The sequence below is a fragment of the Corynebacterium occultum genome, from assembly GCF_009734425.1.
Taxonomy (GTDB): domain Bacteria; phylum Actinomycetota; class Actinomycetes; order Mycobacteriales; family Mycobacteriaceae; genus Corynebacterium; species Corynebacterium occultum.
In genome coordinates this window covers 2,608,935-2,627,402 of the sequence record NZ_CP046455.1, presented here as the reverse complement: position 1 = coordinate 2,627,402, position 18,468 = coordinate 2,608,935, and the positions used below count along the sequence as shown (strand labels likewise).

Here is an 18,468-nt window from a genome sequence, read left to right as displayed (position 1 = left end):
TCAAGGAGAAAGCAATGAGCGAGTACCTGCTCACCGGTGTCACCGGAACCCTCGCGTACTTCGTCCTGGCCGCCGTGATCCTCGTCATCGGTTTCATCATCCTGGACCTGATCACCCCCGGTAAGCTGCATGAACTGGTGTTCGTGCACCATCTTCCCAATGCTGCGCTGATCACCGTCGCCCAGCAGGTGTCCATCGGCATCATCGTGGTCACCGCCGTGCTGACCTCCTCCGACATTCTCTCGGAGGGACTGATTGAAACCGCCGTCTTCGGTGCGCTGGGTCTGCTGATCCAGGTGGTTGTGATGGTGTTGCTGGAGGTGTTCATCCCGGGTCGTTTCCGTGACCTGGTGGAGGACCCGAAGCTGCGTTCCGGTGCGGTGGTCGCCGCCGTCATTCTGGTTGTGGTGGGAGCAGTTAACGCTGCATGTCTGATCTAGCCCAACCCCGGGTCAGTGAGGGGGTGGGGGCGCCCCAGGTGGAACTGAGCCGGGTGTGGCGCTGGTTGCTCCTGGTGTCGGTCGCGATCTGTGCGGCCTCCGGTCTGGTCTATGAACTGGCCCTGGTCTCTCTTTCCGCCAGTCTCAACGGCGGTGGCATCGTGGAGACCTCCTTGATCGTCGCCGGCTATGTGGCCGCCCTGGGCCTGGGTGCCCTGCTGGTCAAACCCTTCCTGCGCTGGCCGGCGCAGACCTTCCTCGGGGTGGAGACCCTGCTCGGTCTGATCGGTGGCACCTCCGCCATTGTGCTTTACCTGACCTTCGCCACCATCGGCCAGTCCATCTGGATCCTGGTGCTGGCCACCGCCCTGATCGGCATCCTGGTGGGCGCGGAACTGCCGCTGCTGATGACCATGATCCAGCGGGGCCGCATCGCCGATGCCCGCACCACCGGCTCCCTGGTGGCCACCCTCAACGCCGCCGACTACCTCGGCGCCCTGATCGGTGGCCTGTCCTGGCCCTTCATCCTGCTCCCCTGGTTGGGGATGATGCGGGGTGCCGCCGCAGCCGGAATGATCAACTTGCTGGCCGCCCTTTTCGTCGGCTGTGTGCTCTTGCGTCACCTGCTGCCGGGACGCCAGTTCGTGGTGTCAGTGGGTGCGTTGCTGCTGGCGATCGCACTGCTGGCCACCCTGTTGATCCGTTCCGAGGGGATCGTCACCACCGCCCGCCAGCAGCTCTACACTGACCCCCTGGTGTTCTCCCAGCAGTCCGACTACCAGGACATCGTGGTCACCCAAAGAGGTCAGGACCGGCGCTTATATCTCAACGGTGGGCTGCAGTACTCCACCCGCGATGAACACCGCTACACCGAATCCCTGGTCTACCCGGTGCTTTCCCCCGCTGCGGAGGAAGTGCTGATCATCGGTGGTGGGGATGGGTTGGCGGCCCGGGAGCTCCTGAAATTCCCCGGGATGCAGATCACCCAGGTGGAGCTGGACCCGAAGGTGATCGAGGTGGCCAACACCGTGCTGCGTGAAGACAATGGTGGGGCCATGGAAGACCCCAGGGTGAAGGTCATCGTCGATGATGCCTTCACCTGGTTGCGGGGCGGTGGGGAGCAGGGGAAAAGCTATGACGCCATCATCATCGACCTGCCGGACCCCAATAATGACACCATGGCCCGGCTCTACTCCCAGGAGTTCTACACCCTGGCCGGGGCGCGGCTGAATGAGGGCGGGCGCATGGTGGTGCAGTCCTCCAGCGCCTACACCACCCCGGATGTGTTCTGGCGGATCGGTGCGACCCTCTCCGCCGCGGGCTGCGAGAAACTGATTCCCTACCATGTGCATGTGCCCACTTTCGGGGACTGGGGTTTCCAGCTCTGCGGCCCCACCGAGATGAAGCTGGGCCTGCGGCCGGACACCCCGGAGCTGGAGTTCCTCAATGATGAGGTGCTGGCGGCGGCGACCGTCTTCGGGGAGGACAACCAGAAAAAGGAACTTGAACCCTCCACCCTGGATCACCCGAGGGTGGTGGAGGACCTGCGGCGGGGTTACCGGCAGGCAGGGGAGTAGTAGGGGCGGTCTTTTAGCGGGGGCGGGGGCCCTCCGGCGAGGCAGGAAATGTAGAAGGCGCATCCAGGCATAAAATCACCCGTTTTCACCCCTCGGGACCCGTGGATGCGCCTTCTACGTTGCATTCCCCAAAAACAGACATAAAGAAAACCGGCACCCCTGAAACAAGTCAGGGAATGCCGGCTCCTTAAATGCAGCGGTACTTCTGGCCGTAGTCAGAACTTTTTACTTGCCGTAGCGCTCGATGGACTCCTGGTAGATGCGCACAGCCTCTTCCTTGGTGCCCCAACCGGCGCCCTTTACTTCCTTGCCCGGCTCCAGATCCTTGTAGTGCAGGAAGAAGTGCTCGATCTCATCCTGGGTGAACTGGGAGATGTCGTTGATGTCCTGGAAGGATTCGAAACGCGGGTCATCGATGACGGTGAGCAGCTTGTCATCGCCACCGGCCTCATCGGTCATCTTGAACACGCCGACGATACGGGCGCGGACGATGACACCCGGAACCACCGGCTCCGGTGCGATGACCAGTGCGTCCATCGGATCGCCATCTTCACCCAGGGTGTGGTCGATGAAGCCATAGTCGGCCGGGTAGGCCATCGGGGTGAACAGGTAGCGGTCGAGGTAGACCTTGCCGGTCTCATGGTCGACCTCGTACTTGTTGCGGGAGCCCTTCGGGATCTCGACGGTCACTTCAACGTTCATAATGCTTCGATTCTCCTCATCGCGGATTTGGCAGCCTTCATCTTAGCTGTCAGCCTCAGGGACTACGCTGTTAGCCGATGGCTAAGAAGGTGTGGTGGATCAGTTCGGCGATTATCGCCGGCCTCGCGGTGGCGGGCGTTGTCACTGTCGGGGTGGTTACTCAGGAACGCTATTCGGAGCTGGAACATGCCCCGGCCTTTGCCCTTGCGGAGGCTCCCGAGCGGGAGCTGTTGCCCGCACAGGCAGAAGGGGAGGTGGATAACACGGCATTGGCGGCCCGCCTCCGGAAGCTGGCCGACACCCCCGACCTGGGAACCTTCGGGGCCCGGGTCACGGACGCGGTGAGCGGGGAAGTGGTTTTCGAGCAGAACCCCCTTAAGGCACTCCGCCCGGCTTCCTCCACCAAGGTCCTCACCTCTGCGGCGGCGATCTACACTCTGGAACCCACCAAGGTGCTCAGCACTGAGGTGGTGGCAGGTGAAACCCCCGGCACCGTGGTGATCCGCGCCGCCGGTGATGTCTGGCTGACCCCGGAAAACATCACTGAGCTGGCCGAGCAGGTCGGCACCGCGGAACGGGTGCTCATCGACACCTCCCTCTGGTCCGGTCCGACCTATCTGGACAGCTGGGATGAGGGCAATGTCGACGGCGGCTATGTCGCCCCGATGGAACCCGCCATGATCCACCAGGGCCGGATCGGTGCAGACTCCGGGGATGTCCCACGCAGCCACACCCCCGCCCTGGATGTCGCCGCTGCCCTGGCCCGGGAGGTAGGTGCCACCGACACCGGTTTCGGCAGCGCCCCCGCTGAGGCACAACTACTGGCCAGCACGGATTCCCCACCGCTGATCCACCGCGTCCGGGAAATGATGGTCCACTCCGACAACGTCATGGCCGAGGCCATCGGCCGCGAGGTGGCCCTGGCCCGGGGAGAGAGCCCCGATTTCGCCGGTGCCACCCGCGCCACACTCGCCGCCCTGCAGGAACATTCCTTCGACACCATCAACACCTCCCTGCAGGACAACAGCGGACTCTCCCCCCAGAACCTCATCACCCCCGCCCTGCTGGACGCGCTGCTTCTCGACGCCGCCCAAGGCTCCGACCTCGCCGAAGTCCTGCGCACCCTGCCCGTCGCCGCCGGCAGCGGCACCCTCATCGAACGCTATGAAGATCTCGCCGGCCGCGGCTGGGTGCGCGCCAAAACCGGCACCTTGACCGACACCTCGGCCCTCGCCGGAGTGGTTACCTCAAGAAGCGGCCGGGTCTACACCTTCGCCCTGCTCAGCAATGACGCCCCGATCTTGTCCCAGCGCGAGGCCCTGGACACCTTCGCCTCCGCCATCCGGGAAAACTGATGCCCCGCTTCATCGGAAGCCTGGAACTGCCGAAGAACGCACGGCATCTCCACCAGCTCCGCCTGGCGGTACGCCGACATCTCCACACCCACCCCGCGACCCAGGTGGTGGTGGGGCTGTCCGGGGGAGCGGACTCCCTGGCACTCAGCGCCGCTGCCCGGGCGGAAGGGCTCCCGGTCCATGCGCTCTGCGTGGACCACCAGCTGCAGGCAGGTTCCGCACAGGTGGCGGAGCGCGCCGCCGAGCAGGCCCGCCACATGGGGGCCACCGCCGAAGTCGTGGCGGTCCACGTCGACCCGCGGGGATCCCTGGAAGCGGCGGCGCGTCGGGCCCGCTACCAGGCGTTGCGGCAGGCGGCGGGGCAGCGGCCGGTGTGGGTGGGTCACACTCTCGATGACCAGGCCGAAACCCTGATCCTGCGGGCGGTGCGGGGGACCGCGGCCGGCATGTTGCCGGTCAACGGCCAGATCCACCGGCCCCTGTTGACCCAGCCCCGCTCAGCCACCCTCGGGGCCTGTGGGGAGCTGGGCCTGGAGCCCTGGCAGGACCCCCAGAATGAGCAGGAGAATTTCGCCCGGGTGGGGGTGCGCCGGAAAGTGATTCCCCTGCTCAGGGAAGTCTTCGGTCATGAGATCAGCGGGGGTCTGGCCCGGGCCGCGCAGATCGCCGCGGAGGACGCGGCAGCCCTGGACGGGATCGTCGATAAGCGGGATGAGCTGGGTGTGGAGTGCGCCGCCGAGCCAGTTGCTTTGCGACGCCGCCGTATCGCCGCCTTCCTGCACCATCATGGCTGTGCGGTCAACGCCGCCGTCCTGGCCGGGGTGGACGCGCTGCTGGTGGACTGGAGGGGGCAGGGGCCGGTGGCGGTCGGGGGGGATGTCAGCGCCCGGCTGGTGGTGCGCCGCGTGGGTGATCGGCTGGTGCTGGGTGAGGAGGAAACGTCCTGAGTTCAATTGGTGTCGCCCCGGTAAGTAGTATGGGCGACATTGAGCTTTATCCTGCTGGTCACCACAAAGTGAGAGGGAACCCCTGATGCACGATCAGAAAGACTTCAACGTTCCGGAGAACAAGTACGGCACTGATGTGGAGGCCGTCCTCATCAGTGAGGATCAGCTGAAGCAGCGTATCAAGGAGATGGCCGACAAACTCTCCCGCCAGTACGCCGACAGCGAGGATGATCTGCTGCTGGTCTGTGTCCTCAAGGGGGCGGTGTTCTTCCTCACTGATTTCGCCCGCGAGCTGTCCATCCCCAGCCAGATGGAGTTCATGGCCGTCTCCTCCTACGGCAACTCCACCAGCTCCTCCGGTGTGGTCCGCATCCTCAAGGACCTGGACCGGGACATCGAGGACCGCAATGTCGTCATCGTCGAGGACATCATCGACTCCGGCCTGACCCTGTCCTGGCTGCTGAAGAACCTCAAGGTGCGTCGCCCCAAGTCCCTGGAGGTGGTCACCCTGCTGCGCAAGCCGGAGGTGCAGACCGCCAAGATCGATCTCTTCGACGTTGGTTTCGACATTCCCAACGAGTTCGTCATCGGCTACGGTCTCGACTACGCCGAGCATTATCGGGACCTGCCCTACGTGGGCACCCTCAACCCCAGCGTCTACTCCGACAACTAGCTACCTGCCCAGGGAACGAATCACCCCGCTCAGGCGTTGGAAATCTAGACATACCCAGCAGTACCCCCCGCGTACCGTTTTCTGTCCCGCACCTTCCGAAGGGACGAGGTGGGACCCTAAAGGTCAGACCCTCACCGCACCGCCCCGCAGTGTCGTCTCCGCACAGAAAGGCCCAGGCCGAGCGCCAACGCAGACCCGGCTGTCCCCATGAAAAACCAGAAACTCCTCAAGTACGGCGGCATCGCAGCCGTCGTCCTCATCATCCTCTTCCTCTTCAGCTTCCTCACCGATGACACCCGTGGATTCCAGCGGGTGGAAACCTCGGTGGCGCTGAGCCAACTGGACGCCAATAACGTTGCCGAAGCGCAGATCGATGACCGTGAGCAGCAGCTCCGGCTGACCCTGCGCGAACCGGTCACCATCGAGGAGCGGGAGGGTGTCGAGGAGCTGATCACCCAGTATCCGGCGCGGACCGCCCCCCAGATCTTCGATGCGGTGCAGGCCAGTGACACCGAGAAGTACGAAACCAATGTCACCCAGGACAGTCTCCTGGGTTCCATGGTGACCTTCCTGCTGCCGATGCTGATCCTCTTCGGTCTGCTCTTCTTCTTCCTGACCCGGATGCAGGCTGGTGGCGGCATGTTCGGCATGGGTGGCAGCAAGGCCAAGGAACTGACCAAGGACATGCCGAAGAACACCTTCGAGGATGTCGCCGGTGCAGATGAGGCGGTGGCGGAGCTCCACGAGATCAAGGACTTCCTGCAGGACTCCGCCCGCTATGAGGAACTGGGTGCGAAGATCCCCCGGGGTGTGCTGCTTTATGGCCCGCCCGGCACCGGTAAGACCCTGTTGGCCCGTGCGGTCGCGGGTGAGGCCGGGGTGCCCTTCTACTCCATCTCCGGTTCCGACTTCGTGGAGATGTTCGTCGGTGTGGGTGCCTCCCGGGTGCGTGACCTGTTCAAGCAGGCCAAGGAGAACAGTCCCTGCATCATCTTCGTCGATGAGATTGACGCCGTGGGCCGCCAGCGTGGTTCCGGCACCGGTGGTGGGCATGATGAGCGCGAGCAGACCCTGAACCAGCTGCTGGTGGAGATGGATGGTTTCGGTGACCGCGAAGGCGTGATCATCATGGCGGCCACCAACCGCCCGGACATCCTCGACCCGGCGCTGCTGCGTCCGGGCCGCTTCGACCGTCAGATCCCGGTGACCAACCCGGATCTGGCGGGCCGTGAGCAGATCCTGCAGGTCCACTCCAAGGGCAAGCCCTTCGCCCCGGATGCCGATATCAAGGCCCTGGCCAAGCGCACCGCCGGTATGTCCGGCGCTGACCTGGCCAATGTGCTGAATGAGGCGGCCCTGTTGACCGCACGTATCGGTGGCAATGTGATCACCGCGGACGCCCTGGAGGAGGCCACTGACCGGGTGGTCGGTGGTCCCCGCCGGGAAGGCAAGATCATCTCCGAGAAGGAGAAGAAGGTCACCGCCTACCACGAGGGTGGGCACACCCTGGCGGCCTGGGCGCAGAAGGACATCGAGCGGGTCTACAAGGTCACCATCCTGGCCCGTGGCCGCACCGGTGGTCATGCGATGACCGCCCAGGAAGATGACCGCGGCATGTACAACCGCGATGAGCTCTTCGCCCGTCTGGTGTTCGCCATGGGTGGCCGCGCCGCCGAGGAACTCGTCTTCGGTGAGCCCACCACCGGTGCCTCCGCCGATATTGAGCAGGCCACCAAGATCGCCCGCGCCATGGTCACCGAATATGGCATGTCCCCGACATTGGGCACCGTCAAGTACGGCGAGGAGCAGGGGGATCCCTTCTCCGGGCGGGGTGGCAGTGGTTCCCTGGATTACTCCCCGGCCATCGCGGAGCAGATCGATGAGCAGGTCCGCTACCTGGTGAACAAGGCCCATGAGAAGGCCTATTCCATCCTCCACCAGTACCGTGACCACCTGGATAAGCTGGCTGAGAAGCTGCTGGAGAAGGAGACCCTGCGTCGTCCTGACCTGGAGATTCTCTTCAGTGACATTGAACCCGAGGCAGCCGGGGATGTCTTCCCCGAGGAGAACACCCGCTTCCCCATGATGGAGGAGCGCGAGCCGGTCAAGACCCCGGTGGAGCTGGCGCTGGAACGTGGTGAGGAACCGCCGAAGCGTTTCTCCCTGCTCGAAGCCGCCAAGACGGCCCGGGCCAAGCGGGAAGCTGAACTTGCCGCCCAGAAGGAGCAGTTCTCGCCCGTCGCCCCGGAACAGGGACCGGTCAACGCCGGAGGTGATGCTTCCGGTGGCCGTCACTCCGCCCCGGAAACCTCAGGTGCCTCAGTGGGGGGTGGCACTCCGCCGCCGCCGGCTGATTGGTCGGTGCCGGGTTGGCCGAATTCCTCCCAGGGGGGCAGCACCCCTGTGGGCGGAAGTACCCCTGTGGGAGGCAGCACCCCTGTGGGCGGAAGTACCCCTGTGGGAGGCAGCACCGCTGTGGGCGGAAGCACCGCCCAGGGGGCGCCGGGCCAACCCGCAGGGCAGCCCCAGCGTTCCGAGAAACCCCAGCAGTCCCCTTCGCAGGCACCGACCGGGGAGTTCCCGGCGCAGCCCGGCCAGCAGAACCAGCCGAACCCCCAGAATCAGCAGGGCCAGCAGGACCCCCGGGTTTCCCGCCAGCAGCCTTCCTCGCTGGAGGATCCCCAGCCTGCCCGCCACCCCAACCCTTACACCCCCTCCCCGGTTGATCCGGGAGTGCCGCAGCAGCACACCGCGGAGCACCCCGGGATGAAGGCCTATGGCATCGGTACCCCCGGTGGGGTGACCCCGGCTGCCGCTGATCCGGCCACCGCCGCCGAGGATCATGCCGCGGCGCATACTGACCCGGGGCAGAGCGCACCGAATTTCAGTGCGCCGAGTGAAGCCAAGACCGAGTTCATCGGTTTCCGGCTCCCCGAGCATGAGCGCCCCGACCACGGCTGGAATGCTGAGGATAAGCCGGAGCAGGCTGAAGACACGCCGGGACGGCAGGTCCCGGAGAACAAGGACGAAGAGGATGAACGTGAGCGCTGAGTTTGATTTTGAGCGGGCTGAGGCTGCCGTGCGTGAGCTTCTCATCGCGGTGGGGGAGGATCCGGAGCGGGAAGGCCTGCTGGAAACCCCCACCAGAGTGGCCAAGGCCTATCAGGAGATCTTCTCCGGACTTCATGTTGATCCGACCGAGGTGCTGGCCAAGTCCTTCAGCGAGGATCACCAGGAACTCGTCCTGGTGCGTGATATCCCGATCTACTCCACCTGTGAGCACCACCTGGTGCCCTTCTACGGGGTGGCCCACATCGGCTATATCCCCGGTGAAGACGGCCGGGTCACCGGACTGTCCAAACTGGCCCGCCTGGCCGACATGTACGCCAAGCGCCCCCAGGTGCAGGAACGCCTGACCTCCCAGATCGCCGACGCGCTGATGGATCGTCTCGGCGCGCACTCCGCGATCGTCGTCATTGAGTGCGAGCACCTGTGCATGGCGATGCGCGGCATCCGCAAGCCTGGTGCCATGACCACCACATCGGCGGTGCGGGGTGGTTTCAAGACCAGCGCCGCTTCCCGCGCGGAGGTCCTTACCCTGATCCGGGGTGCCTGATGCGGGTCGCTGATCTCACTGTTCCGGATCGTTGCCTGGTGATGGGCATCGTCAATGTCACCGAGGATTCCTTCTCTGACGGGGGCCGCTACCTCCATGTCGACGCTGCCCTCGAACATGCCCATGAGCTGGTGGCCGCTGGTGCGGACATGATCGACATCGGGGGTGAGTCCACCCGCCCCGGGGCCACCCGGGTGGCTGCCGAGGATGAGCGTGCCAGGGTCACCCCGGTGATCCGGGCGCTGGCCCAGGACGGCATCCCCACCAGTGTGGACACCATGCGGGCCTCCGTGGCGGAAGCTGCGGCCGAGGCCGGGGTGTCGATGATCAATGATGTTTCGGGTGGGCTGGCCGATCCGGAGATGTTCCGGGTGATGGCGCAGTCCGATATCCCGGTCTGTCTGATGCACTGGAAGACGGTGCGTTTCGGGGATGCCGCCGGCCGGGCGGATCACGCCGGTGATGTGGTGGCTGATGTCCGCCAGACCCTGGATGAACTGGTGGAGAAGGCCCTGGCCGCCGGGGTGGCACGCGATAATATCGTGCTGGATCCGGGCCTGGGATTCGCCAAGTCCCGGGAGGATAACTGGGCCCTGCTCCACGCTCTGCCCACCCTGCTGGAAGGCGAGTTCCCGATGCTGGTCGGCGCCTCCCGGAAGCGTTTCCTGGCGGGGGTGCGTCGGGAGCGTGCCGCCACCCCGGAGGCCGCCGCGGCGGTGCACCCCACCGAGGCTGATCCGGCGACCGCTGCGGTCACCGCGATCTCCGCCCAGATGGGGGCCTGGGGAGTGCGCGTCCACGATGTCGCCGTGTCCCGGGATGCGGTGGATGTGGCGGCACTGTGGAACAGTGCCGGCGTCTACCGTGGCGAGGGCCATCAGTCCCGGAGTGGTGTCCGTGGCTGACCGCATTGAACTCAAGGGCCTGGAATGCTTCGGTTATCACGGGGTTTTCGAGGCGGAGAAGCGGGAGGGGCAGCCCTTCATCGTGGACCTGGCCTGCTGGTTGGATTTTAATCAGGCCGCCGCCACCGATGATCTGCAGCTGACCGTGAACTACGCAGAGCTGGCTGCCCTTGCCCATGGCATCGTCACCGGTCCCTCCCGCGACCTGATCGAAACCGTGGCCACCGAGATCGCGGAGTCCGTGATGCGCGAGTTCCCCCAGCTGCATGCCGTGGAGGTCACCCTGCACAAACCACAGGCCCCCATCCCGCTGCAGTTCCAGGATGTTGCCGTGGTGGCTCGGCGCTCCCGTAAGAGCATGCGGAGCGGTTCCTGATGCGTGCGGTGCTCTCGATCGGCTCCAACTTGGATGACCGTCGTGCCCTGCTGGACACCGTTCGCAGCGAATTTTCCACCGAAACCCGCGCCGCTTCCGGGGTGTATGCCACCCCGCCCTGGGGTGTCGTCGACCAGGATGAGTTCCTCAATGCGGTGCTGATCGTGGAGGTGGAGCAGACCCCCCTGGAGTTGCTGCGCCGCGGCCAGGCCCTGGAAGAAGCCGCGGAACGCAAGCGTATCCGCAGGTGGGGGCCCCGCACCCTGGATGTTGATGTGGTGCAGGTCCTCGATGACACCGGGCAGGAAGTGCTTGACGACGACGCGGTGCTCACACTCCCGCATCCCTTCGCCGTACAGCGCGCTTTTGTGCTGGTGCCCTGGCTGGAGGCCGATCCTGCGGCCCGGCTCAAGGGAGTGGGCCTGGCGGAGCTGATCGCGCAGTTATCTGCGGAGGATGTGGCCGGGGTGCGCCGCATCGGGGAGTTCTCCCTGCCGCAATGAAAAGAACCCCGCTCTGGCAGCTGATCGGCACCGGTGTCTTCATCGCCCTGGCTTCACTCATTTTGACCTGGGGTTTCTATGGTCGGATGGCCGGCATCCCGGTGGCGGTCTCATTGACCCTGTGGGTGATGGCGGGGGTCTGCTGCTATCTGGCCTTCAAGGTCCGGAGTCGCCTGGCGGAGGGCCGGATCGGCCAGGACCGCAGCCAGCTCAACCCGGTGACCGCCGCGCAGTTCCTCATCATCGGCAAAGCCTCCGCCTGGACGGGGGCAGTGGTGGGTGGGGGCTATGTGGGCATGGCTTTATACATCTTTCCCCAGGCCGGCATCCTGGCCGCCGCTGCCGATGACCTGCCCGGGGTCATCGCTTCCGCGACCGGCGGCCTGGCTCTTTCAGCGGCGGGACTTTATCTGGAGAAGGTGTGTCACGTCCCGCCTCCCCCCGATGGCGCACCGGTTGGGTAGATTAGGGTTCATGAGTGTCGAGAAGTCTGAGAAGTCATCGACTGGGGCAATCGACCGCGGTCAGATGCTGTTGATCGCCCTGGTTGTGCTGGCCCTGATCGCCAGTGTGATCATGCTGGTCACCGACAGCAACACCGCACTCAAGTTTGCCCTGATCGCAGCGCTCTGGGCGGCCGTCATCGGGTTCTTCCTGGTGACCCGCTACCGTCGTGAAGCGCAGCGCAGCGAGGAGCAGCTCCAGCATGAACGGAAGCTGCATGAGGTGGAATCCGATAAGGAGAGAGCGGAGCAGCAGGCGGAACAGGAGAAGTTCGCCCGGGAGTACCAGGAGAAGCAGCGTGCCGAGGATGCTGACACCCTCACCGAGATCCAGCAGGAGCTGGCGGAATTGCGTGCCAACCTGGAGGCCTTGAGCGGCCAGGACTTCGGTTATGAGCCGGCCGCCCTGCGTGCCCAGGCCCGCCGCATCATGGAGCTGGAATCGGAGTCCGGTGCCGGTCTTCCCAGAGGGCCCCATGTCAAGGGGGCGCCCTCCTCCGCCGCGGTCACCGGCCTGCTGGGTCAGACCCCGAAGGAGCCGATGCGTCGTCCGGAGGCGGAGGGTCCGACCACCGCTGAGACGGAGATCGTGCGTACCCCGGAGGAGATCGCCTCCCACAAGACAGTGGCGGAAAAGTCCTCCCCTGAGAAGGACACCGCGGTGAAGGCTGCTGCGGAAAAGCACCCCACCCCCAAGCCCACCGCAGCCCAGCCTGCAACCCCGAAGATCCCGGCGGAGAAGACGGCCACCACAGATGATGCCCGGGCCGCCGTGAAGAGCGCTGAGCCGCAGGTGGCGGAGACCCCCAAGGTCCCGACCCCCTCCACCTCTGAGACCCGGGTCTTCAACAGTGGTTCCTTCGGTGCTGTGAAGTGGGATGCCGTGGGTGATAAGCATGTTGCCGATGATGAGGCGAAGAGCCCGGTGGTGGGTGCACACTCCGCTGCCCGCAAGGACGCTGAGAAGGCCGCCACCCAGGCCGAAACCACCAAGGCAGGACACGCCAAGCCGGACCTTCCCAAGGATGCCGCAGCTGAAACCACCAAGGCAGGGGGTGCTCCGGAGAAGGCTGCCGCAGGCCGGGCCGAGAAGCCGGGTGCCCCAGAGCGCCCCGAGGCGGAGAAGCCGGGTGTCAAGAAGCCCGGTGCCGAGCAGAGCGCCGAGGAGAAGGCCGCTGAAGAGCGTCGGGGCCGTCGTCGCCGCGATGAGCGTTCCGACGGTGTCTCAGTGGCTGACCTGCTGGCCAATATCAAGAAAGAGGGCAATTGAGGGGCCCACGCCTGAAGGTCGGGGTCCTGGAGGATGAACATGATGAGATCGACCTGGGGCTGATGCTTGCCTCGGCCGGTCATGATGTCTCCTGGATCCACCACACCGAGGAAGCCCGCGATTTTCAGCTGGTGGTGCTCTCGGTGATCGAGGAGGATCTGCCCGACCTGGTGGAGGAACTGGCGGCGGGGGCGCGGCGGGGCCAGATCTACCTGCACACCTGCCTGGGCCATGGGGTGCAGGTGCTGGATCCCCTGGAACCCAGCGGTGCCCTGGTGGTCGCCGCACACCCCCTCAGCGACAAGCTCTGGGCGGTCGGCTCCCTGGATGAGCTGGGGGAGACGGTGGTGGAGCTGCTGATCGGTGAACTCGGCGGCGAGGCCCTGAACATCCCGGAAACCCAGCGTTCCCGGCTGGCGGCCGGCATGAGCTATGTCGGTTTCCTGGAGACCATCCGCAATGACGCCTTCATCCTGCTCTCCGAGGCCCTGGGCAATGAGGAGAAGGCCCTGGGGATTACCGGTGAGCTGGGCCAAGGCCGGATCCTGCATGGGGTGGGGTCGGTGGAAAGGGAACTGGCGGCCATCGCTGATCCGGGCCGGGCCCGCACCTACCGCGATTTAACCCGCCGTACCGCCGAAATCAGCGGCGTGCAGGACATAGAATTATGGGCGATCCAGGAGGATAAATCATGAGTTTTCAAAGCGGTCAGGCAACGGAATTCCGGGAGAAGGACGGGGTGGCGGTGCTGTCCCGTGCCTTCCGGAAGGTAGGTAGGCCGGTGGCGCTGGTGCCCCTGGGGGCGGGTATCCACGCCGGTCATCTGGCGATGGTGCGGGCTGCGAAGCGCATCCCCACCGCCATCGTCATCGTCGCGGTGGAGGAGGGGGTGGACATCAGCCCGCTCAAGGAGGAGCAGGTGGATGCCGTCTTCTTCTACAACGAGGAGATTCTCTGGCCGCATGGGCAGCGCACCCTGGTGCAGCCCCCCTCCCACCAGATGGAGGACGCCCGCGGGCTGGCCCTGGAGCTGACCGAACGAGTCGCCCTGGTCAACATGGTCCAGCCCAGTGATGTCTTCTTCGGTGAGAAGGATTTCGAGCTGCTGATCGCCACCCAGCACGCCTTCAACGATCTGCACATCAGCAGCCGCATCCATGGGGTGCCCACCGTCCGGATGCCGGATGGGTTGGCGATCTCGCTGCGCAACACCACCGTCTCCGAAGCCGCCCACGATCAGGCGCTGGTGCTTTCCGCCGCACTCACCGCCGGGGCCTATGCCGCCGAGGATGGCGCGGAGAAGGTCATCGAGGTGGCCACCTCCGTGCTGACAGCCGCGGGGATCACCCCGGAGTATCTGGAGCTTCGTGGCCTGGATCTGGGCCAGGCGCCGGTGGAGGGCAATGCCCGCCTTTTCATCGCCGCGGAGGTTGGTGGGGTCCGCCTGATCGACAATGCCGGGGTGCCGGTGGGGATCGGTTTCCGCAACCTCGGCGAGCAGGAATAACACGCTTATCGACGCCCCCTGCCCCTTGCCGGGCAGGGGGTTCTAGGGCATGACCTCGGGTTGTCCGCCCAGGCCGAAGACCCGGAAGGAGACACCCCTCTCGACTTCCGAGAATTCCGCTGCGGCCGAGAGGGCGAAGTTCACTACCTCCGTCGGGGTGGGGTAGTCCACCAGGTCACCCAGGTAGGCCTCATGACAGGCCAGGGAAGCGATGGCTGCCGCCACGGCCTCATCATCAACCTCCACCACATGGGTGGGGTCACTCGGGGCAGCCACGAGCAGCAGATCCGCGGTATGTGGTTCATGACCTTCCACCTCGAGCAGCTCACGGTGCGACCAGCGATTCGCGGCATCACGGGCGGCATCCAGGGCGGCGACCCCGGCGACGCGGTGGTCGGACTGATTCAGGGTGCCATATGCCTCCTGCTCATAATTGGCGGTGATCACCACATCCGGCTTCAGCCGACGGATCTGGCGGGCGATATCCCGGCGCAGCTCAATCGAGGGCATGAGGTGCCCATCCGGGTAGCGCAGCATCACCAGCTCATTGACCCCCACGCAGTCACAGGCCGCGCGCTGTTCCCGGGCGCGTAGTGCCGCAGCTTCCTCAGGGCTGCACTGCATCCCTGCTTCACCATGGGTGAGCAGCAGATAGTCCACCTCAATGCCATGCCGGGTCCACAGCTGCACCGCCCCGGAGAGCCCGTATTCCGCATCATCGGGGTGGGCGACAACCACCAGCACCCGCTTCCAGTTGCGCCAGTCCAGTTTCGCTACAGCCATGGGACATCTCCTGCCAAGTTGGGGGAACTCTTTAAAGTCCATCCTCCCAGGGAAGTGGCCTAGCTGTCCTGCTTGGGAAGATTCCCCTGGTTGCTGCTCTGGCTCTTGCCTTTTTCAGCCCCCGGCACCACGGGGCGGGAGGATTCGATGTACCGGACGTTGGCACCCCAGTCCTTGCCCTGCTGCTTGTCATATTCCTCCAGCACTGCGCCGACCACCGCCGGGTTGAAGCCATTGGGATCATCGGTGGAGTCGTTGGGGATGTGATGGACGGGGCCGATCGGTTCGGGGGAGGGGATCTCCTCGTTCTTCTCCCAGTCCTCCGGGGTGTAGGCCTCATCCCACTGTCTGGTGACCACGGGCAGCGGGCTGCCCATGTCTGCGTTGAGGGCGACCCACAGGCTCCACATCTGGATGAATCCCATGATGAAGAAGGGCAGGCCGATCACGATGATCACCTGCTGCAGGGCCTCGAGGCCACCTTCTCCGGTGGTGGTCAGCAGCACGGCGGCAACTGCACCCATCATCACCGACCAGATCAGTTTCTGGTGCACCGGGGCGAAGCGGGGTTCCTTGCCGGAGGCGATCATGTCGGTGACCATGGCGGCAGAGTCCACCGAGGTGGTGAAGAAGATGATCACGATCAGGATGGCGGCGCCGGAGACGAAACCGGCGAAGGGGTAGTTGGAGAGGAACTCGAAGAGGGCGCCGGGGATATCACCCATGGTGACCACGCGGTCCACCAGTCCGCCCTCGCCGTTCATCTCGATATTGAAGGCGGCGGTACCGAAGGCACCGAACCAGAGGACGGAGAAGGCCACCGGCAGGGCCAGGACACCGGCCACGAACTCACGGATGGTGCGGCCGCGGCTGATCCGGGCGATGAAGATACCCACGAAGGGCGACCAGGTGATGGTCCAGGCCCAGTAGAACACCGTCCAGGTGTTCTGCCAGGTGGCATTGTCCGGGGAGTTGGGCGCCGTGTTATTCCAGAAGGCCAGTTCCGGTAGCCGGGCCAGGTAGATGCCCAACGACTCGATCGTGCCCTTGAGAATCAGGAGGGTGGGGCCGGCGGCGATGACGAAGACCAGCAGTGCCACAGCCATCACGATGTTGGTGTTCGAGAGGATCTTGATGCCCCGGTCCAGGCCCAGTGCCACGGAGATGGAGGCGACAGAGGTCATCCCGATGATGATGATCAGCTGGACCAGCGGGGAAACCTCGACATCGAAGAGTTCGCTGAGACCGGCGTTGATCTGCAGGGTACCCAGACCCACTGAGACGGCGACACCGAAGACGGTACCGATCAGGGCGATGACATCGATGGCCTTGCCGATCGGACCGTAGACCTTTGAGCCCAGCAGCGGGGAGAAGATGGAGCTGACGCGGGGCGGCATCTTCCGCTTGTAGATGAAGTAGGCGAAGCACAGGGAGGGAAGCGCGAAGATGGTCCAGGTGTGCAGGGCGAAGTGATAGTGGGTGAAGGCGATGGCCTGGTTGGCTGCCTCCTGGGTCTCCGGGATGACATCACCCATCGGCGGGTTGGCGAAGTGGGAGATTGGTTCCGCGACACCCCAGAACATCAGGATGGATCCGATACCGGCGGCAAACAGCATGGAGAACCAGGTGAGGGTGCGGTACTCCGGTCGCTCATCATCACTGCCGAGCCGGACGTGACCGAAGCGGCTCAGCGCGATGGCGATCAGGAAGATCAGGAAGACCGAGACCCCGAGGATGTAGAACCAACCCAGATTGGTCATGATCCAGCTTGAGGCGGTACCGAAGACCGCTCCCACCTGATCACCGAAGAGGATGGTGGCCACGACGAAGGCGAGCATGATCCCGATGGAGGAGAAGAAGACCCCGGGATCAGTTTTTAGCCGGAGAGCTTTAGCTAAACGTTCAAACATGGCGGGTACTCCTCCGCATGAAATGTTGAAAGGGTGGACGGAAAACTGGAGTCTCACCTTGAGAGTGAGACTCCGACACTCCATCTAGCCTTACCTGAAAGCTGATGCCGGTGGGCGCGGAAAAAGGGGGAGGATCAGCGTTTTCCGTCTTGATGTGGCCTTCTTAGTGGGAAAGCTTTTAGTATAACGATTCCCTAAAGCTTTTCTTTTCAGGGACTTTTCAGGGGCTTCAAGCTCCGGCGCGCAGGGTGGGCGGGAGGATCTTCTTCGCGATGAGGTCATCGAAAAGCTCCGGCAAACGGCTTTCGGTGTCGAGGGCATCAGCGAATCCCGCCTGACGGGCCTTGATGGTGGAGGTGATGTTGTCGGCCTCGTGGTGGAAAAGGAAATCACCGACCGGCCAGGCGACCAGGGTGTTGAAATCGGTGGCCACGAGATCGTATTTCTCCACCAGTTCCTCCCAGACCGCCGCGCGGGTGGGCATTGCCTCACTCAGTGACATCTGCTGCGGTGCGGCGTAGTCCATGCCGAAGTGCTGGGCGAAACGGGGCCAGAGCTGGGACCAGCGGAACTGGTCGCCATTGGTGATGTTGAAGACCTGGTCGGCGGCTGCCTCGGTGGCGCCGGCCCAGATGGTGGCGCGGGCCAGTAGTTCGGCGTCGGTGGTCTGGTAGAGCACCTCATAGGCGGCGCGGGTGCCGGGGAAGCGCATCGGCAGGCCGAGTTCCTTGGAGATGGCGGCGTAGACACCGATGACCAGCAGGAGGTTCATCGGGTTGCCGGTGGCGTATCCGGTGACTCCCTCGGGGCGCAGTGCGGTGAAGGAGAAGCCGCGCTCTTCGGAAAGTTCACGGACCAGGTCTTCCTGGGTGTAATAGAAGTGCGGGGCGATCAGGCGGGGGTCCGACTCCTTGGCGGGGGTGTTGAAGAAACCGAGGTGGTGACCGTAGGCCTTGCCGCCTTGGTAGAAGGTGACGTGCTTGAGTGGGGCTCCGGCGGCGTGGAGAGCGTCCAGGGTGTTGCGCAGCAGTGCGTCATTGGTCTCGATGAGTTCGGCGTCGGTGGGTTTTTCGATGTAGGCGCCGAAAACCAGGTGGGTGACATTCTTGAGCTCTGCCAGTCCTGCGGTGGCGGCCTCGGGATCAAGCAGGTCGATGCTGTGGTGGGTCCAGGGGGAGTGCTCAAGTTCGCGGCGGCTGACCCCGTGAACCTCCCAGCCGAGGTCGTGGTAGGCCTGGGCGGCGTAGCTGCCGATCAGCCCGCCATCACCGGCGACCAGGACGGTGCCGGTTCCGGTGGGCAGATCAGTGAGGGTGAGTCCGATATTCGCGGGCATGCTGTTACTCCTGAAAGTTTTGGGGTTTCAGACAGCCTAAGCGCAAATAGTTGCAGCGTCAACTA

At 64.5% G+C, this 18,468-nt stretch carries 18 protein-coding genes; 14 read left to right on the top strand and 4 right to left on the bottom strand.

All coding sequences use genetic code 11. The features are described 5' to 3' along the window. Positions 1-14 precede the first annotated feature (14 nt). Both COCCU_RS12065 and COCCU_RS12060 read left to right on the top strand, forming a co-directional pair. A complete protein-coding gene (locus COCCU_RS12065; RefSeq protein WP_156231811.1) occupies positions 15-440 on the top strand; it encodes a DUF350 domain-containing protein in 426 nt (141 codons plus the stop codon). After that, positions 428-2,017, top strand: coding sequence for a polyamine aminopropyltransferase (locus COCCU_RS12060; protein WP_156231809.1), 1,590 nt, complete (start codon positions 428-430; stop codon positions 2,015-2,017). The genes COCCU_RS12065 and COCCU_RS12060 overlap by 13 nt, the downstream gene beginning before the upstream one ends. A gap of 225 nt (positions 2,018-2,242) precedes the next feature. On the opposite strand, the gene COCCU_RS12055 is transcribed toward COCCU_RS12060, so the two are convergent. Beyond that, positions 2,243-2,719, bottom strand: coding sequence for an inorganic diphosphatase (locus tag COCCU_RS12055; protein WP_156231807.1), 477 nt, complete (start codon positions 2,717-2,719; stop codon positions 2,243-2,245). Between the two features lie 77 nt (positions 2,720-2,796). Between COCCU_RS12055 and dacB the strand changes: the two genes are divergently transcribed. The 12 genes from dacB to COCCU_RS11995 all read left to right on the top strand — a co-directional run bounded on the left by dacB (position 2,797) and on the right by COCCU_RS11995 (position 14,374). After that, entirely contained in the window at positions 2,797-4,074 is a 1,278-nt protein-coding gene (gene dacB, locus COCCU_RS12050) for a D-alanyl-D-alanine carboxypeptidase/D-alanyl-D-alanine endopeptidase (RefSeq protein WP_156231805.1), read from the top strand. Continuing rightward, entirely contained in the window at positions 4,074-5,021 is a 948-nt protein-coding gene (gene tilS / locus COCCU_RS12045; RefSeq protein WP_156231803.1) for a tRNA lysidine(34) synthetase TilS, read from the top strand. Before dacB ends, tilS begins: the two co-directional genes overlap by 1 nt. A gap of 85 nt (positions 5,022-5,106) precedes the next feature. Further along, positions 5,107-5,694 (top strand): hypoxanthine phosphoribosyltransferase, encoded by a 588-nt coding sequence (gene hpt, locus COCCU_RS12040; protein ID WP_156231801.1) that lies wholly within the window; start codon positions 5,107-5,109, stop codon positions 5,692-5,694. A 207-nt stretch (positions 5,695-5,901) separates the two neighbouring features. Beyond that, complete coding sequence (gene ftsH / locus COCCU_RS12035; protein ID WP_156231799.1) at positions 5,902-8,745, top strand: ATP-dependent zinc metalloprotease FtsH; 2,844 nt, start codon at positions 5,902-5,904, stop codon at positions 8,743-8,745. Beyond that, on the top strand, positions 8,729-9,310 hold the full coding sequence (folE, locus tag COCCU_RS12030) for a GTP cyclohydrolase I FolE (RefSeq protein ID WP_156231797.1): 582 nt from the start codon (positions 8,729-8,731) through the stop codon (positions 9,308-9,310). The genes ftsH and folE overlap by 17 nt, the downstream gene beginning before the upstream one ends. Further along, positions 9,310-10,215 carry a dihydropteroate synthase gene (gene folP, locus COCCU_RS12025; protein ID WP_156231795.1) on the top strand — a complete coding sequence of 302 codons (906 nt, stop codon included), beginning with the start codon at positions 9,310-9,312 and terminating at the stop codon, positions 10,213-10,215. The genes folE and folP overlap by 1 nt, the downstream gene beginning before the upstream one ends. Further along, positions 10,208-10,591, top strand: a complete 384-nt coding sequence (folB, locus tag COCCU_RS12020; protein ID WP_156231793.1) for a dihydroneopterin aldolase — start codon at positions 10,208-10,210, stop codon at positions 10,589-10,591. Before folP ends, folB begins: the two co-directional genes overlap by 8 nt. Continuing rightward, positions 10,591-11,094 carry a 2-amino-4-hydroxy-6-hydroxymethyldihydropteridine diphosphokinase gene (gene folK, locus COCCU_RS12015; RefSeq protein ID WP_156231791.1) on the top strand — a complete coding sequence of 168 codons (504 nt, stop codon included), beginning with the start codon at positions 10,591-10,593 and terminating at the stop codon, positions 11,092-11,094. The genes folB and folK overlap by 1 nt, the downstream gene beginning before the upstream one ends. Further along, positions 11,091-11,558, top strand: coding sequence for a DUF3180 domain-containing protein (locus COCCU_RS12010; RefSeq protein ID WP_156231789.1), 468 nt, complete (start codon positions 11,091-11,093; stop codon positions 11,556-11,558). The genes folK and COCCU_RS12010 overlap by 4 nt, the downstream gene beginning before the upstream one ends. Positions 11,559-11,568: 10 nt before the next feature. Further along, the gene (locus COCCU_RS12005; RefSeq protein WP_156231787.1) at positions 11,569-12,867 is read left to right on the top strand and encodes a DUF6779 domain-containing protein; all 1,299 of its coding nucleotides are present in this window, start codon (positions 11,569-11,571) and stop codon (positions 12,865-12,867) included. After that, positions 12,864-13,562: a 6PGD fold domain-containing protein gene (locus COCCU_RS12000; protein ID WP_156231785.1), complete on the top strand. Its 699-nt coding sequence runs from the start codon at positions 12,864-12,866 to the stop codon at positions 13,560-13,562. The genes COCCU_RS12005 and COCCU_RS12000 overlap by 4 nt, the downstream gene beginning before the upstream one ends. Beyond that, on the top strand, positions 13,559-14,374 hold the full coding sequence (locus COCCU_RS11995) for a pantoate--beta-alanine ligase (RefSeq protein ID WP_156231783.1): 816 nt from the start codon (positions 13,559-13,561) through the stop codon (positions 14,372-14,374). Before COCCU_RS12000 ends, COCCU_RS11995 begins: the two co-directional genes overlap by 4 nt. Positions 14,375-14,416: 42 nt before the next feature. Here COCCU_RS11995 and COCCU_RS11990 read toward each other — a convergent pair whose 3' ends face one another. The 3 genes from COCCU_RS11990 to COCCU_RS11980 form a co-directional block, all read right to left on the bottom strand. Continuing rightward, positions 14,417-15,157 carry a PIG-L deacetylase family protein gene (locus COCCU_RS11990; protein ID WP_156231781.1) on the bottom strand — a complete coding sequence of 247 codons (741 nt, stop codon included), beginning with the start codon at positions 15,155-15,157 and terminating at the stop codon, positions 14,417-14,419. A gap of 59 nt (positions 15,158-15,216) precedes the next feature. Beyond that, the gene (locus tag COCCU_RS11985; protein WP_156231779.1) at positions 15,217-17,067 is read right to left on the bottom strand and encodes a BCCT family transporter; all 1,851 of its coding nucleotides are present in this window, start codon (positions 17,065-17,067) and stop codon (positions 15,217-15,219) included. A 229-nt stretch (positions 17,068-17,296) separates the two neighbouring features. Beyond that, positions 17,297-18,403: an SDR family oxidoreductase gene (locus COCCU_RS11980; RefSeq protein WP_156231777.1), complete on the bottom strand. Its 1,107-nt coding sequence runs from the start codon at positions 18,401-18,403 to the stop codon at positions 17,297-17,299. Positions 18,404-18,468: the final 65 nt, after the last annotated feature.

What these genes read in the sequence shown, in the direction of transcription:
- COCCU_RS11990 (WP_156231781.1), bottom strand. Translation starts at nt 15,157, where the DNA reads ATGGCTGTAGCGAAACTGGACTGGCGCAACTGGAAGCGGGTGCTGGTG.
- COCCU_RS12010 (WP_156231789.1), top strand. Translation starts at nt 11,091, where the DNA reads ATGAAAAGAACCCCGCTCTGGCAGCTGATCGGCACCGGTGTCTTCATC.
- COCCU_RS11985 (WP_156231779.1), bottom strand. Translation starts at nt 17,067, where the DNA reads ATGTTTGAACGTTTAGCTAAAGCTCTCCGGCTAAAAACTGATCCCGGG.
- COCCU_RS11980 (WP_156231777.1), bottom strand. Translation starts at nt 18,403, where the DNA reads ATGCCCGCGAATATCGGACTCACCCTCACTGATCTGCCCACCGGAACC.
- COCCU_RS12005 (WP_156231787.1), top strand. Translation starts at nt 11,569, where the DNA reads ATGAGTGTCGAGAAGTCTGAGAAGTCATCGACTGGGGCAATCGACCGC.
- COCCU_RS11995 (WP_156231783.1), top strand. Translation starts at nt 13,559, where the DNA reads ATGAGTTTTCAAAGCGGTCAGGCAACGGAATTCCGGGAGAAGGACGGG.
- COCCU_RS12065 (WP_156231811.1), top strand. Translation starts at nt 15, where the DNA reads ATGAGCGAGTACCTGCTCACCGGTGTCACCGGAACCCTCGCGTACTTC.
- COCCU_RS12055 (WP_156231807.1), bottom strand. Translation starts at nt 2,719, where the DNA reads ATGAACGTTGAAGTGACCGTCGAGATCCCGAAGGGCTCCCGCAACAAG.
- hpt (WP_156231801.1), top strand. Translation starts at nt 5,107, where the DNA reads ATGCACGATCAGAAAGACTTCAACGTTCCGGAGAACAAGTACGGCACT.
- dacB (WP_156231805.1), top strand. Translation starts at nt 2,797, where the DNA reads ATGGCTAAGAAGGTGTGGTGGATCAGTTCGGCGATTATCGCCGGCCTC.
- ftsH (WP_156231799.1), top strand. Translation starts at nt 5,902, where the DNA reads ATGAAAAACCAGAAACTCCTCAAGTACGGCGGCATCGCAGCCGTCGTC.
- COCCU_RS12060 (WP_156231809.1), top strand. Translation starts at nt 428, where the DNA reads ATGTCTGATCTAGCCCAACCCCGGGTCAGTGAGGGGGTGGGGGCGCCC.
- folP (WP_156231795.1), top strand. Translation starts at nt 9,310, where the DNA reads ATGCGGGTCGCTGATCTCACTGTTCCGGATCGTTGCCTGGTGATGGGC.
- folE (WP_156231797.1), top strand. Translation starts at nt 8,729, where the DNA reads ATGAACGTGAGCGCTGAGTTTGATTTTGAGCGGGCTGAGGCTGCCGTG.
- tilS (WP_156231803.1), top strand. Translation starts at nt 4,074, where the DNA reads ATGCCCCGCTTCATCGGAAGCCTGGAACTGCCGAAGAACGCACGGCAT.
- folK (WP_156231791.1), top strand. Translation starts at nt 10,591, where the DNA reads ATGCGTGCGGTGCTCTCGATCGGCTCCAACTTGGATGACCGTCGTGCC.